This window comes from Bacillus cereus group sp. N24, from assembly GCF_016483345.1.
GTDB classification, from domain to species: domain Bacteria; phylum Bacillota; class Bacilli; order Bacillales; family Bacillaceae_G; genus Bacillus_A; species Bacillus_A toyonensis.
Genome location: NZ_JAEHCA010000009.1, coordinates 163,230 through 177,842 on the forward strand (window position 1 = coordinate 163,230; position 14,613 = coordinate 177,842).

Below are 14,613 nucleotides of genomic sequence, written 5' to 3' on the forward strand. Positions count from 1 at the left end.
ATACTAGTAAGAAAAGAATGTGTGATAATAATTCAGATGTAGGAAGGGTACATAAGCATGTTTCAATTACAAAAATATAACACTTCTGTGAAGCAAGAGCTTTTAGCTGGCATCACAACTTTTTTTACATTTGCGTATATTCTTGTCATCAATCCGAAAATATTATCTGATGCAGGTGTACCATTTGATCAAGCTTTTACGGCAACTATTATTGCGACAGTTATTGGGACGCTATGTATGGCGTTTTTAGCTAACTATCCAATTGTTATTGCTCCAGCTATGGGGATGAATGCATATTTTGCTTATTCTGTTGTTCAACAGGCCGAGGGGATTACATATGTCATTGCGTTTTCGGCAGTATTTGTAACAGGTATTATTTTTCTTTTATTATCTTTCACTTCATTTAGGCAAAAGTTAATTGTCGCAATTCCTGATAGTTTAAAGCATGCAATTGCAGGTGGAATTGGACTATTTATTGCTTTTATTGGATTACGTCTATCTGGAATTATCGTTGATCATCCATCTAATTTAGTTACGATTGGTGATTTTCATTCTCCAGCCGTTATTTTAACTTTAATTGGTTTAATTTTAGCTGCGATATTAATGGTATTACGTGTGAGTGGTGCATTATTTATTAGTATGATTGTGACAGGAATTATCGCCTTCTTTACGGGGCAACTGAAGTTTGAGGATAAAATTGTAGCGATGCCTCATTTACCAGAGGGTATTATCGTTTCAAATCCAATCAATGCCTTTTCAGATGTAATTCAGTATGGATTATATGGTGTTGTATTTTCATTTTTACTTGTACTTTTATTTGATACGACAGGTGCATTACTCGGTTTAATTAAACAAGCAGGTTTAATTACAGATAATACAGAGAAACGGTTTGGTAAAGCGTTTATTGCAGATGCGATTGGCGGAACGACAGGTTCTATCTTTGGTACAAGCCCAACAGCAGCGACAATTGAATCGTCAGCTGGTATTGCTGCGGGTGGTAAAACGGGATTAACAGGTATTGTAGTTGTTGGACTAACAATTATAACGGCATTTTTCAGTCCTGTAATTGCATCTTTATCAAGTGTAGCTGCTATTACAGCTCCTTCATTAATTATTGTCGGTAGTTTAATGGCACAAAGTATTCGTGATATTAATTGGAATGAGTTTGAAGATGCATTACCAGCATTTTTAATTTTCGTAGGTATTCCGTTAACGTCTAGTATTGCGAATGGAATTGCAATCGGATTTTTAGTGTATCCGGTCTTAAAGATTGTGAAAGGGAAAGGGATGGAAGTACATCCGTTACTATACTTATTTACAATTTTATTTGGATGTCATTTATTCTTATAATATAGATATAGAAGAGGGGCTTCTTATGAGAGGCTCCTTTTTTGTGTATAATAAAGTGAAACTATAATTAGTGAGGGGTTTATTACCCGTAAATAGCGGGGGAAAGTGAAAATTAAATTAATTACGCAAAATATAAATTACTTAATGGAATATATATGTTACAATTAAGGTAGAGGAGGAACATGAATGGCTGTAAGTAAAATAAAAGTCGCGCGTGTTCAGTTAGATTTAACACAGCAAAAATTAGCAGAAAAAGTAGGCGTTACAAGGCAAACGATTAGTTTAATTGAGAAGGGGAAATACAACCCGTCTTTAGATTTATGTTTGAAAATTTGTTATGCGGTAGATAAAACATTAAATGATTTATTTTGGGAGGAAGAGGAGTGAGGGGATGAGAATCGTGAAAGATGAACGTTTAATGATTGAGGGGCTAAAACATATTAGACTCGTTTTCATCTTACAAAATATCGTCATACTAGGTATTGTTTTTTATCGCTATGTTTTGCAAGGTGCAGGATATGAAAGTATTTCGGATTTATTAATGGTATTTATGTGCGGGATAATAGGTATTAACTTTTTAAACTTAAAAAATTCGGTGCAAGTGTATGAGCATACGGGCGGAGTATCACGCAGCTATTTTATGAAACTATTATTCATTCCGGTAGGTATTATTATTGGGATTTTAGCTATTTGTATCATTGTAACACCAGATATTTCGATAAAGGAAATTAGTATGACAGGACTTATTATGTTTGCTTGTTTTTTAGTTCCTAGTTTGTTTATATACATATATATGAAAAAAATAAAAAGTGAAGATTGAAATATAAGAAAAGCTTTCCCGTATTGCGGAAAGCTTTTCTTATATCTTTTTATATACAATACTTTATGAAGGCCAATCGGTTCAATTTCAAAGATTACACCATGTTCCTAGAAGCCTAAGCGCTTGTAATAGTCAGTTACAGTAATTCGGCCATTACACCATAAAATATTTACTTTACGCTCTTGCAAGACTTGTTATGCTTTTTGAATTAAGGAGCTTCCAGCGTGTTTGTTTCGAAAGTTAGGTAATGTTGTCATTCCACGTAGTCGATAATGAACACCTGTTGGTAAGTCAGGGTATATTTTTTTGAGAAGGAAGCGATACTAATCGGTTCATCGCTTAGAAAAGCACCTAAGTGAAAGGTATCTGCTTCGTAGTCGAAAGAGTATTTACAATCTGTTACTGTTTGATTCAGATGTAAAAATTTTTGACGTAATACGCAAGTTTCAGATGCATCAATACATTTCACGGTAATTATATTAACATCCTTCCTTATAAGCCTTTTTCTGTTAGTTGTATAAAGAAATAGGCAGGTGCAGCGAAAAGTCCGAGTATGCTAGCGGTTCCAAGAAGGAGCGAAAGCAAGAGACAAGTGTATTTGACGCCAGTTGATTTTTTCCAGCCGTAACTACAAATTTCAATGCTAACACCGATGAGAATAATAGCAACGAGTACTTCCGCTAATAATAATAGAGCTAAAGTTACAATAGACATAATGTGATCCATCCCCATAATATGTGATAGTAACATTTTACCATATAGAATGGAAAAAAATGCCCCTCAATTATGTGAGGGGCATTTTCTATTCTAATATGTTTTTTAGTGTATTAATATGTTCTTTTGAACCTGTTACAAGCAGTGTGTCACCATGTTGTAACCTCGTATCACCATGCGGTATTAATGCTTTATTACCTCGGTAAATTTGGATGACAAGTACATCACCTAAAAATGGAAGGCGACGAAGCTCGATGCCGTTATATTTATTGCTACGTAGTTCAACTTCACGTACGGTTTCGTTCGCTGTTGTAATTAAACGAACGAGACTCGGTTTATCGATAAGAGCACGTAATAAAATCCGTGTAGAGTTAATAGTCGAGAATACAGCGATATGTTCTTGTGTTGCTTTTTCTTGTAGAAGTGGATCTTCTACACTTGCAATGACATGTTCAACACCTAGTTCTTTCGCATGTTCTGCTAATAATAAGTTTCGTTCATCATCGCTTGTTGCAACGACAACGCGATCTGCATCAAATGCTGTTCGTTCAGTTAATGATTCAATTGTAATATCATCTAATTTCACGATAGGGAAGTCATGTGATTTCGCTTCCTCATCATTTATTTTATTTTGGCGCATCATATATAGCGTTACATCATAGTCTTCTCGTTTTAAATCAAGTGATAATGGAAGAGTAATTCTGCTCGCGCCAATAATAGATACTTTCGGTTTTGGTGTTTCCACTTTTGGGAACATCTTTTTAAATAATATAGGTGCAAAAATGCAAGTAATAACTGCACTTAAAATAAGAGAAGCGGATAAACTTGGGCTGATGATTCCTAGTTTTTCACCAATTTGTGCCGCCGCAATAACTAAGGAAAGTGTTGATGTTAATAAGATGGCACTTCCGAGTACGATATTACGCGGATACCATTTACGTAGGACGAGTGATGGTAAAAGTTTTGAAATAAAGAGTCCTACAATTAAAATTGGGATCATTAGCATACTAGAAGGTTCTTTAAAAATAGACCAGACTTCTAGATTTACACCAACCATTACGAAGAAAATAGGAATGAAGAAACCGTATCCGATGGAATCAAGTTTTTCAACCATATCTTCATTTGGTGATAATAACGATACGAGTACACCTGCTAAGAAGGCACCTAAAATATTTTCTGCACCAACAGATTCAGATAACCCTACTAAAATTAAGATAAGTGCAAAAACAGCTCGAGTATCAATTTGTACACTACCAGCTTTTAAGCTATCTAAATATGGGATGTTTTTGAAGCGTTTTGCAATAAAGTAAATGATGATACCTGCTCCGAATAGAAGGAGTAGGAGCCACATGCTTTGGCCGCTTTCAGAATTTAATCCGACAAATACAGCGAGTAAAATCATTGTAACTAAGTCTGCAATAACAGCGACTAATAAAATGATTTGTCCGATTGCGGTTTTTCCTAAGTTATTCTCTTTTAATGTTGGTACGACAACACCTAAAGAAATAGTCGAAATAATTAAAGTCATGAACATTGCATTATCTACAAATCCTAGCCATACGAATAGTAATGATAGGGCATAAGATAAGATGAAAATAAACAAGAAAATAATGCTTGCTGCTTGGAATGTGTTTGGTTCGTTTTTCGTACTTTTTTTCCCTTTTTGTTTAAAAATAGAAAAGTCAATTTCTAACCCGCTTAAAAACATGAGGAAGATAAATCCTAGTGTTGATAAAACTTGGAGCCACATATCTGGCTCAATAATATTAAACCCACTTTTACCTACAAAGATTCCTGCGATGATCTCTGCAACAACGACAGGAAGTGCTTTTAATTTAAAGCGTTGTAACAAAAGGGGAACGAAAAACGCGATTGCAACTACAACCATAAGTGATAGAACAGAAGTATGATGTTCCATTGCGTTCTCTCCCTTCAAATAAATATAGTACCTATTTAGCCATATAATAGGTAGAAAATCAACGCATATGGATTCGATTTCATAAAGAAAGAGTTTTCTTAACATTTGTCATAATAAGTATATTTTTCATGATTCTGCTGTTAATGCCGTAATGTGGATGTAATAGAGGAGGGGAATAAAAAAGACTGCTGAGGAATCTCAGCAGTCTTTTTCATGTACATTACATTGAGAAGAAGATCCATACAGTTAAACCAACTGTTGCAGTTGCAACGAAGAAACTGTATATCATTGTAAGAATTTGAACTCTTCCTTCTCCTTCTTTTAAATGCATGAACATAATTAATTGTAATAAAGCTTGCGCAACAGCCATTATGATAATAGTTGTTAAGACTGTTGAAAGTGGTAATGTTGTGTAAAGTGCCACGTATAACGCTAGAAACGTTAGTGCAAGCGATAAAATAAATCCGAAAACGTGTGACCAAGGGAATCCGCTATGCGCATGCCCGTTTGCTTGGTTGTTATTTTGCCCCATTTACGCCACCATCCCGTTCAAGTAAACTAGTGTGTAAATAAAGACCCAAACAAGATCAAGGAAATGCCAGTATAAGCTGATAATGAATACTTTACGAGCTGTAACTGGTGTTAAACCTCGTTTTAAAATTTGGATAATAACACAAATTGCCCAAATGATACCGCCTGTTACGTGGGCACCATGCGTTCCAAGAAGAACGAAGAATGCAGATAGGAAAGCACTTGTTTGAATTGTTGCGCCTTCACCAACGTATAAAATGAATTCTTCAATCTCGAAGAATAGGAAGCCTGCACCTAAAAGTAATGTAAGGATGAACCATCCAAGCATTGCTTTCTGGTTGTGCTTACGCATTTCGTGAATTACGATACCACATGTGAAACTACTTGTTAAAAGTAGTAATGTTTGTATTAAAAGCGTTTTAAGTTCAAACAGTTGTGCTGGAGTTGGGCCATCTGCCGTACGACCAGCAAGGACTAGATAAGAGGCGAAAAGTGTTGCGAACAGCATAATTTCAGCCCCAAGAAAAATCCAGAATCCTAGGATATTCAATCTGCTTTGTTCGGATTGATATTCCAAAGGTAAGCTTTTATCTAAAGCCGCCATGTCATTTCACCTCTCATGCTATATGTTCTGTTTCTTTAATTTCATCAACACTTACGTAGTAACCATCGTCGTAATCGAATGAACGATAGATTAAGCAAGCTAAAATACCAACGCCGCCGATTGCTGCAAGCCAGAACCAGCTAAATACTAATGCGAAACCTGCAAGACCGAAGAATAAAGACGCAATAATAGGCACACCAGAGTTACTTGGCATGTGAATTGGTTTTAAATCTTCTGCTGCTGGTGTAACTGTTTCTCCGCGTTTTTTCATGTACCAGAAAGCATCAGCTTCTTTAATTTCAGGAAGCTTCGCGAAGTTGTAATGTTGTACAGGAGATTGAGTTGCCCATTCAAGTGTACGACCATCCCATGGATCTCCAGTTGTGTCACGTTCACCGTGACGTGCACTCCAAATTACGTTGTAGCAAAGAAGTAGGAAGCCGATACCCATCATTACCGCACCAACAGATGCGATTTGGTTTAGCCATCCCCATCCAAGACTTTCAGAGTAAGTGTACATACGACGAGTCATACCGTCTAAACCTAAGAAGTACATTGGGAAGAAACAGATGTTGAATCCGCTCATAAAGATCCAGAATGTCCATTTACCTAGGCGTTCATTTAACATATGACCAGTCATTTTTGGATACCAGAATGTGAATCCAGCAAGCATAGCGAATACTGTACCTGCGATTAATACGTAGTGGAAGTGAGCAATTAGGAAGTAGCTGTTATGGTATTGATAATCAGCTGCTGCCATTCCAAGCATAACCCCTGTAACCCCACCGACTACGAAGTTTGGAATAAATGCCAATGACCAAAGCATTGGAACTGTAAAACGAATACGTCCTTTATACAGTGTAAACAACCAGTTAAAGATCTTAACCCCGGTTGGAATCGAAATCGCCATTGTCGAAATCGAGAAGAATGAGTTAACCGCTGGACCTGCACCCATCGTGAAGAAGTGATGAAGCCATACGACGAAACTTAGTAAAGAAATTGCAACCATTGAGTATACCATCGCACTGTAACCGAATAGACGTTTACGTGAGAATGTACTAATGATTTCAGAGAAAATACCGAATGCCGGTAAAATAACGATATATACTTCAGGGTGACCCCATACCCAGAACAGGTTGGCCCATAACATCGGCATACCGCCGCTCGCCATCGTAAAGAAGTGAGCATCGAATAGACGGTCAAATGTCATTAATGCAAGAGCAACTGTTAATACTGGGAAAGCGAAAATAATGATAATTGTTGTAATTAAGATTGACCAAGTAAACATTGGCATTCTCATTAAAGTCATACCAGGTGTACGCATTTTTAAGATAGTAACAAGGAAGTTAATACCGGTCATTAGCGTACCGAGACCTGAAATCTGTAATGCAATTGCGTAGTAGTTATTTCCTACACCAGAAGTAAACTCTGTACCTGCCATTGGGAAGTAAGAAGTCCACCCAGCGTCTGGAGAACCACCGATTACGAAAGCGATGTTAAATAACATTGCTCCGACAAAGAATAACCAGAAACTTAAAGCATTTAAGAACGGATATGCAACGTCACGAGCACCAATTTGTAATGGTACTACAAGGTTCATTAATCCCATAACGAATGGCATCGCCATGAAAAGAATCATAACTGTACCGTGTGTTGTAAAGATTCCGTTATAGTGTTCAGCGTTTAAATAAGTTGTTTCTGGGAATGTTAATTGTGCACGGATCATTAAACCATCCATACCACCACGGAATAACATGATAACCGCAGAAATAATATACATGGCTCCGATTTTTTTATGGTCAACAGTTGTCAACCATTCATCCCAAAGCCACTTCCATTTTTTATACTTTGTTAGTACGAAAATGATTGCTAATGTCACAAGAACGATAGAAGCGTCTGCACCGTAAATAATCGGGTCACCTGTGACAAAGAATTCATCAAGCTTCACTGTGTTCACTCCAATCTGTTGGAATAATAGCTATTATTTTTTGTTTTTGTAGTAGTTGTAATCACAATATTCAAGTGATTTTGGATCTACATAACTTAAGTGATGACTAGAGAATGTCATACGACCAACTACACCAGGTTTAACAATTTCGTTGTACTTATCTTCTGTTAGTTTAGGAGCAGTTTGTTGTACTTCTTTTACCCACTTGTCATACTTTTCTTTTGTTTTTGCTTCAACTTCGAACTCCATGTGAGTGAATCCTTCACCAGAGAAGTTCGCGCTACGGCCTAGGTAAGAACCTGGCTTATCAGCTTGTAAATAAAGATCCATAATCATGCCATCCATTGTGTACTTCATACCACCAAGTTCTGGTACCCAGAAAGCATTCATTGGGCCGACAGAAGTCAGTTTGAATTGAATTGGTACACCAGCTGGGATGTTTAAATAGTTAACGGTTTCAATTTTTTCCTCTGGGTAACTGAATAACCATTTCCAGTTTGCAGATGTAACATAAATTTCAACTGGTTTAATATGTTTGGACTCTTCCGGAACCTCTTCCGAAGCATAAGTTGCTTTTACTGTTGGGATCGATAATGCGATAACGATAATAACAGGAACAAGCGTCCAAATAATTTCTAATAATGTGTTACCGTGTTGTTCAGGTGGCTCGTAGTCCATATTCTCTGGTTTTTCACGATAACGAATCAAGATGACTGTAAACAGGATGAATACAATTGCGATAATTAATGACATAAGCAAGAATGACCAAACAATTAAATCATACTGTGCTTTTGCAACAGGTCCTTGCGGATTTAATACTGCGAGTTTCTTATCACAGCCACCGAGGAACAGAAGTAATGATAACGGAAGAAGCGAAGCCAACTTCCAAAATGCTTTCTTTAGTTGCACGATTGAAAATCTCCTTTCTCCTTGGATTGAAACTATGCCAATAAAACAATATAAACCTATTAATTTATAGAAGGCAATAGTTTTTGAGATATTGTTAAAAAATAGACACAAATGCACACTTTTTAAGGTGAATATCATTTGTAACTTGATTATATTGTAAACTATTTTCCAGAGAAAAACGTGATTGTGAAAATTTTAAGATAAATAAAGTTATACCAAGATATCCAATAAATAGAAAAAAACTATCTTATTATAAGAAAGATAGCTGAATATTTTGTATATTTAGTTTATTTCCTGAGTTATACTTTTTTTCTTTTCAAATGTGACAACTTTTTTATATTTAACTTGATATAAAATGTAGCAAATAATCATAAATGGAATTCCGCAATAAAGAGCAATTCTCTGATCTGGAATGAAAGCTAAACTAACAAATGTAATAAAGTTGAGTGAGAACGCTACGATTGGAACTACTGGATAGAGCGGTGTACGATATTTTAAGTCATTTATGTCGCCGCCATTTTTCAAGAAATTTCTACGGAAGAAAAACTGTGAAGCCGCGATTGACATCCAAACGACAACGGCCGCCATTGCTGCAATAGATGTTAAAATTAGAAAGACAGTATCTGCCGCAAACACGCTTGTTAATAAAGAAAGGCTTGCAAAAATAAGACTGAAAATGAGTGCATTCAGTGGTACCCCTTTTTTAGTTAACTTCGTAAAAGCTGGACTTGCCATTCCTTGTTTTGCCATCGCCCAAAGCATACGAGAATTTGCGTATAAACCAGAGTTAGCTACGGATAATACGGCTGTAATAATAACAAAGTTCATAATGTCTGCTGCATATGGAACACCAGCTACATCAAATACAAGTACAAATGGACTTTCGACTAGATTAGCCTCTTGCCATGGGAGTAACCCTACAACAACTGATATTGCTAGGACGAAGAAGAATAGAGTTCGCCAAATTGTGTTTTTAATTGCTTTTGGAATTGTTTTTTCAGGATTTTCACTTTCTCCTGAAGCAATTCCGATTAATTCTGTTCCTTGGAAGGAGTAATTTACTGTAATCATCGTAAGAAGAACAGCTAATGCACCATTTGGAAATAGCCCGCCATTTTCAGTGAAATTGTGAAGCATTGGAGCGGGTTTTCCGTTAAAGTCTAGTAGACCAAACATAACTGCACCACCAAGTACGACAAAAATAACAATTGTTGCAACTTTTACACTTGCGAACCAAAATTCTGTTTCTGCATATGCCTTTGCTGATAGAGCGTTCACAAGAAAAAGTGCTGCTGCAAATGTAACGCACCAAATCCACGAAGAAACGTCTGGAAACCATCGTTTCATTAAAATACTTACAGTTGTTAACTCTACTCCAACTGTAACAGCCCAATTTAACCAATACATCCAACCGACAACAAATCCAAAACCAGGTGAAATAAATTTGCTTGCATAGCTTTGGAACGAACCTGCTTCTGGCATAGCAACGGATAATTCACCAAGACATAACATCGTTAAATACATAACAAATCCACCGACTAAAAATGCAAGAATTGCACCACCAGGTCCAGCGTTATGGACGATTTGACCAGATCCCATAAATAGTCCAGTTCCAATAACGCCACCAAGTGCGATCATAAATAAGTGTCTACTTTTCATTGTACGTTTTAAATTTGTTTGTTCTACTTGTTGATTCATATGCCCCTCACCCCGTTATTTTCTTGTATGTATTAACTGGTTTTCATTCTGAGTGTTTAATCATTAGCGGGGGATGTGACACATGCTCAATTTATTTGTTATGAAATGAATGGAGTATGTAAAAAACGAACTATGACTAAATACTCTAAGAATGTTTATTAACAAGGTGATATCTTCACTATGTTAATAATTTCGATTTTAGCAAAATGTTCCGAAAAAGTATATTGTTTTTTCTTTTTATTAAAAATAATTAGAATTTTATAACGATATAAATGTGAATAATAATTCACAGAATCTTTCTAGCAAACTAGTTAGAAGAAGGGTACAATGATAAGAGTTGTGTCTGTAAAATAATAATTAATGGAGTTTTGTTTATAATGAAAAAGTTAAAATATCTTTTTGTTTTTGGGATTATACTTGCGGCCGCGTTTTTTATAGGGAAAGATAAAATTATACAAAAGGCGCAAGTGCTACGCTTAGATTTTCTATCTGAAATGAAAGAATCAGCTATGATTGAAGATGTTCCATTTATAAAACAATTACCAGAATTACCTCGTGGATGTGAAGTGACAAGTTTGGCTATGTTACTGCAATATAAAGGTGTACAAGTAGATAAGATGCAGCTTGCTAGCGAAATCCATCGTGTTCCATTTGAACAAAATGGTTTGCGTGGAAATCCTTATGAGGGGTTCGTTGGAAACATTTATACGAAGGCTGAACCTGGATATGGTGTATATAATCAACCAATCTTTAATTTAGCAGAAAAATATGTTCCTGAAAAAGTAATTAATTTAACAGGTAGAGACATGCAAGATATATATAAAGTAATTAGTTCTGGATCTCCAGTATGGGTCATTATTAATACAACGTTTAAGCCACTAGCCGAAAGTAGTTTTGAAACATGGAATACGAGTTCAGGTGAAGTGAAAATTACATATTATGAGCATAGTGCAGTAGTAATTGGATATGATCAAAACTTTGTATATGTAAATGATCCTCTTAAAAACAATCCACGTTTGGCTGTTCCACGAGCGGAATTTGAGAAAGCTTGGGAGCAAATGGGAAAACAAGCAATTACTATTTTGTAATAAGGAAAAAGTCATCTTTTAGATGGCTTTTTATTTTTAAGTCTATAACACGGAAAATTCGGAATATTCTTTTAAAAGTTAATAATTCGCGTTATAATAACATTTAACTTGGTGAAGAAGGAGAGAAGAGAAATGGATGTTGCAAAGGAACTTGTTTTGTCAAAAAATCAGTTGGTTGAGTGGAGAAGGCATTTTCATAAGTATCCAGAGTTATCTTTTCAAGAAGAGAAAACATCGCAGTTTGTGTTCGACATACTTCAAAAAATCCCATATTTAGAAGTGTCACGACCGAATCAATATAGTGTGATGGCAAAGTTAGTAGGTAAACAGCCCGGTAAAACAATTGCGGTCCGGGCTGATATGGATGCTCTTCCTATTCATGAAGAAAATGATTTTGATTTTATTTCGACACATCAAGGTGTGATGCATGCATGTGGTCATGATGGACATATGGCGATATTACTTGGTGTGGTACATAAGTTAGTAGAGGAAAGAGAGAAGGTTAAAGGGGAGATTCGTTTTCTATTCCAACATGCAGAAGAAAATTTTCCTGGTGGCGCAGAGGAAATGGTTGCAGCGGGGGTAATGGAAGGTGTGGATTATATTATTGGTGCTCACCTGTGGGCGTCGTTAGAGGTTGGTAAAATAGGTGTAATTTATGGTGCGGCAATGGCTGCGCCGGATGTTTTTAAAATTACGATTGAGGGCAAGGGTGGGCATGCTGGAATCCCTCATGAAACTATTGATAGTATTGCAATCGGTACACAAGTTGTTTCACAACTTCAGCAAATTGTATCTCGCCTCACGAATCCGTTAGATTCTCTCGTAGTATCTGTTACGCAATTTCATGCCGGGACAACCCATAATGTGATTCCAGAACAAGCGGAAATTGAAGGAACAGTGCGGAGTTTAAGACATGAGTTGAGAGAAGAAACAGAGGGGAAGATTGAACGGATTGTAAAGTATATTACAGAATCTTATGGAGCGAAATATACATTTTCTTATGAATATGGATACCGACCAGTTGTAAATGATTATGAAGTTACAGAGCTTATTGAACGCACGGCATTGCAACTTTATGGACGAGACAGGGTTGTTCGTTTACAACCAACGATGGCTGGAGAAGATTTTTCAGCATTTTTACAAAAGGCACCAGGGACATTCTTTTTTATCGGAGCAGGAAATAAAGAGAAGGGAATTATATATCCTCATCACCATCCTCGTTTTACGATTGACGAAGATGCACTGCCGATTGGCGTGGAAGTGTTTGTATCATCCATTATGAATTTCATAAATAAAGGAGAATGAGATGAAGAAAATACACGTGCTAGCACTTATTCCCGTTCTTTGTTTAGTAGTTGGACCGGTATTTGCAAATTCGGTCACTCCTTACGTACTAGGGATGCCATTTTTATTATTTTGGGTATTATTATCGGTGCTTATTACCTCTCTTTGTATGGGTATTGTGTACGTATTCGATCCTGCTAATAAGGGGGATATGGAATGACAGCATTATTTATCATTATTTTATTCTTATTTCTAGCGCTATTTTTAGGTATTCGGGCGCAGCGTGGAAAAGATATGAATTTAGAGCAATGGTCAGTTGGAGGAAGAGGATTTGGAACGATTTTCGTATTTCTCCTTATGGCAGGCGAAATTTATACGACATTCACATTTTTAGGAGGAAGTGGATGGGCGTATAGTAAAGGAGCGCCTACTTTTTATATTTTAGGTTATGGCGCACTAGCTTATATTTTATCGTATTTCTTATTACCGCCAATTTGGAAATATGCGAAAGAACATAACCTTGTTTCACAGCCAGATTTTTTTGCGAAGAAATATAGAAGTAAAGCGCTTGGATTGATTGTTTCAATTGTTGGTGTTGTTTCCATCATCCCATATCTTGTTTTACAGTTGAAGGGATTGGGGATTATCGTTTCAGAAGCTTCTTATGGAAGGGTATCACCTGTTGTTGCAGTATGGATTGGTGCTATTGTTATAACTATATATGTAATGGTTTCAGGTATACATGGATCAGCTTGGACAGCCGCTTTGAAGGACATTATGATCCTGTTTATTGTTATGTTTTTAGGTATATATTTACCGTATCATTATTACGGAGGGTTTCAGCCGATGTTCGAAGCTGTAGAAGCTGCGAAACCAGGATTTTTATCTTTACCTGAAGAAGGGATGAGTATTTCTTGGTTTGTTTCTACTATTATATTAACGGCCCTAGGTTTTTATATGTGGCCTCATACATTTGCTTCTGCTTTCTCTGCTAAAAATGAAAAAGTATTTCGTAAAAATGCGGCAATTATGCCATTGTACTCTTTAGTTTTACTTTTCGTATTTTTTGCAGGGGTTGCTGCTATCCTGCAAGTTCCTGGATTAAAGGGAGCAGATGTAGATCTTTCATTATTCCGTCTTGCTTTACAAACTTTTGATCCTTGGTTTATTGGAATTATTGGTAGTGCTGGGGTATTAACGGCATTAGTTCCAGCATCCATGCTTGTTATGGCCGCGTCTACATTGTTAGCGAAAAATATTTACCGAACGATGATCCCATCTGCTTCAGATAGACAAGTGGCTAAAGTAGCAAAATTATTTGTGCCTGTAGTAACGTTTATAGCAGTTTTATTTACATTTAAAGGAGGAGAAACAATAGGAGCTCTCCTTTTAATGGGATACAGTATTGTAACGCAACTTTTCCCTGCACTTGTATGTAGTTTGTTTCCACGTCAAATTATTACGAAGCAAGGGGCAATTGCAGGAATGGCGATTGGTCTGTTAGTTGTTGCATATATTACCTTATCTGGTTCCACTATAGCTACGATGTTTCCGAGTTTCCCGCAGTATATAAAAGATTTAAACGTAGGTATAATCGCATTATTAATGAATATGATTGTGATGTTTGTAGTGAGTGGGATTACGAAAAGAGTATCTATAAAAACAGACAATATAATAGTAGAAAAATAACCTGTGCACGAGAGCTATCTTTGAAAAGAGATAGCTCTTTTTTGTATATATTTTCTT

The 14,613-nt window shown here is 36.3% G+C and carries 14 protein-coding genes and 1 pseudogene; 7 read left to right on the forward strand and 8 right to left on the reverse strand.

Translation table 11 applies throughout. The features are described 5' to 3' along the window. The first annotated feature begins 57 nt into the window (after positions 1-57). From JDS95_RS15640 to JDS95_RS15650, 3 genes are all read left to right on the forward strand, one after another. Complete coding sequence (locus JDS95_RS15640) at positions 58-1,350, forward strand: NCS2 family permease (RefSeq protein ID WP_199690639.1); 1,293 nt, start codon at positions 58-60, stop codon at positions 1,348-1,350. Positions 1,351-1,536: 186 nt separating this feature from the next. Beyond that, a complete protein-coding gene (locus tag JDS95_RS15645) occupies positions 1,537-1,737 on the forward strand; it encodes a helix-turn-helix transcriptional regulator (protein ID WP_000301176.1) in 201 nt (66 codons plus the stop codon). Positions 1,738-1,741: 4 nt separating this feature from the next. After that, positions 1,742-2,170 carry a hypothetical protein gene (locus JDS95_RS15650; protein WP_001223559.1) on the forward strand — a complete coding sequence of 143 codons (429 nt, stop codon included), beginning with the start codon at positions 1,742-1,744 and terminating at the stop codon, positions 2,168-2,170. 107 nt (positions 2,171-2,277) lie between these two features. On the opposite strand, the pseudogene JDS95_RS15655 reads toward JDS95_RS15650, so the two are convergent. The 8 genes and pseudogenes from JDS95_RS15655 to JDS95_RS15690 form a co-directional block, all read right to left on the reverse strand. Next, positions 2,278-2,648, reverse strand: a pseudogene (locus tag JDS95_RS15655) (GNAT family N-acetyltransferase). 14 nt (positions 2,649-2,662) lie between these two features. Then, positions 2,663-2,920, reverse strand: coding sequence for a DUF4022 family protein (locus JDS95_RS15660; RefSeq protein ID WP_000926990.1), 258 nt, complete (start codon positions 2,918-2,920; stop codon positions 2,663-2,665). A 52-nt stretch (positions 2,921-2,972) separates the two neighbouring features. Continuing rightward, entirely contained in the window at positions 2,973-4,802 is a 1,830-nt protein-coding gene (locus JDS95_RS15665) for a monovalent cation:proton antiporter family protein (protein WP_199690641.1), read from the reverse strand. A 220-nt stretch (positions 4,803-5,022) separates the two neighbouring features. Next, positions 5,023-5,334: a cytochrome aa3 quinol oxidase subunit IV gene (qoxD, locus tag JDS95_RS15670; protein WP_000531386.1), complete on the reverse strand. Its 312-nt coding sequence runs from the start codon at positions 5,332-5,334 to the stop codon at positions 5,023-5,025. Continuing rightward, positions 5,335-5,937, reverse strand: a complete 603-nt coding sequence (gene qoxC / locus JDS95_RS15675; RefSeq protein WP_000729311.1) for a cytochrome aa3 quinol oxidase subunit III — start codon at positions 5,935-5,937, stop codon at positions 5,335-5,337. Between the two features lie 13 nt (positions 5,938-5,950). Next, a complete protein-coding gene (gene qoxB / locus JDS95_RS15680) occupies positions 5,951-7,885 on the reverse strand; it encodes a cytochrome aa3 quinol oxidase subunit I (protein ID WP_000762376.1) in 1,935 nt (644 codons plus the stop codon). 33 nt (positions 7,886-7,918) lie between these two features. After that, positions 7,919-8,794 (reverse strand): cytochrome aa3 quinol oxidase subunit II, encoded by an 876-nt coding sequence (locus JDS95_RS15685; RefSeq protein WP_001176160.1) that lies wholly within the window; start codon positions 8,792-8,794, stop codon positions 7,919-7,921. 282 nt (positions 8,795-9,076) lie between these two features. Continuing rightward, complete coding sequence (locus JDS95_RS15690; RefSeq protein WP_199690642.1) at positions 9,077-10,492, reverse strand: amino acid permease; 1,416 nt, start codon at positions 10,490-10,492, stop codon at positions 9,077-9,079. Positions 10,493-10,869: 377 nt separating this feature from the next. Here JDS95_RS15690 and JDS95_RS15695 point away from each other — a divergent pair, with 377 nt between their 5' ends. The 4 genes from JDS95_RS15695 (at position 10,870) to JDS95_RS15710 (ending at position 14,556) form a co-directional block, all read left to right on the forward strand. After that, positions 10,870-11,580, forward strand: a complete 711-nt coding sequence (locus JDS95_RS15695; protein WP_000734486.1) for a C39 family peptidase — start codon at positions 10,870-10,872, stop codon at positions 11,578-11,580. Positions 11,581-11,712: 132 nt separating this feature from the next. Further along, positions 11,713-12,888 carry an amidohydrolase gene (locus tag JDS95_RS15700; RefSeq protein ID WP_199690644.1) on the forward strand — a complete coding sequence of 392 codons (1,176 nt, stop codon included), beginning with the start codon at positions 11,713-11,715 and terminating at the stop codon, positions 12,886-12,888. A gap of 1 nt (position 12,889) precedes the next feature. After that, positions 12,890-13,087 (forward strand): DUF3311 domain-containing protein, encoded by a 198-nt coding sequence (locus tag JDS95_RS15705; protein WP_000719865.1) that lies wholly within the window; start codon positions 12,890-12,892, stop codon positions 13,085-13,087. Next, positions 13,084-14,556: a sodium:solute symporter family protein gene (locus JDS95_RS15710; protein ID WP_199690646.1), complete on the forward strand. Its 1,473-nt coding sequence runs from the start codon at positions 13,084-13,086 to the stop codon at positions 14,554-14,556. Before JDS95_RS15705 ends, JDS95_RS15710 begins: the two co-directional genes overlap by 4 nt. Positions 14,557-14,613: the final 57 nt, after the last annotated feature.

Coding starts and splice junctions, on each gene's coding strand:
- JDS95_RS15660 (WP_000926990.1), bottom strand. CDS start 2,920: ATGTTACTATCACATATTATGGGGATGGATCACATTATGTCTATTGTA.
- JDS95_RS15705 (WP_000719865.1), top strand. CDS start 12,890: ATGAAGAAAATACACGTGCTAGCACTTATTCCCGTTCTTTGTTTAGTA.
- JDS95_RS15690 (WP_199690642.1), bottom strand. CDS start 10,492: ATGAATCAACAAGTAGAACAAACAAATTTAAAACGTACAATGAAAAGT.
- JDS95_RS15645 (WP_000301176.1), top strand. CDS start 1,537: ATGGCTGTAAGTAAAATAAAAGTCGCGCGTGTTCAGTTAGATTTAACA.
- JDS95_RS15710 (WP_199690646.1), top strand. CDS start 13,084: ATGACAGCATTATTTATCATTATTTTATTCTTATTTCTAGCGCTATTT.
- JDS95_RS15640 (WP_199690639.1), top strand. CDS start 58: ATGTTTCAATTACAAAAATATAACACTTCTGTGAAGCAAGAGCTTTTA.
- JDS95_RS15665 (WP_199690641.1), bottom strand. CDS start 4,802: ATGGAACATCATACTTCTGTTCTATCACTTATGGTTGTAGTTGCAATC.
- JDS95_RS15700 (WP_199690644.1), top strand. CDS start 11,713: ATGGATGTTGCAAAGGAACTTGTTTTGTCAAAAAATCAGTTGGTTGAG.
- qoxC (WP_000729311.1), bottom strand. CDS start 5,937: ATGGCGGCTTTAGATAAAAGCTTACCTTTGGAATATCAATCCGAACAA.
- JDS95_RS15650 (WP_001223559.1), top strand. CDS start 1,742: ATGAGAATCGTGAAAGATGAACGTTTAATGATTGAGGGGCTAAAACAT.
- JDS95_RS15695 (WP_000734486.1), top strand. CDS start 10,870: ATGAAAAAGTTAAAATATCTTTTTGTTTTTGGGATTATACTTGCGGCC.
- qoxD (WP_000531386.1), bottom strand. CDS start 5,334: ATGGGGCAAAATAACAACCAAGCAAACGGGCATGCGCATAGCGGATTC.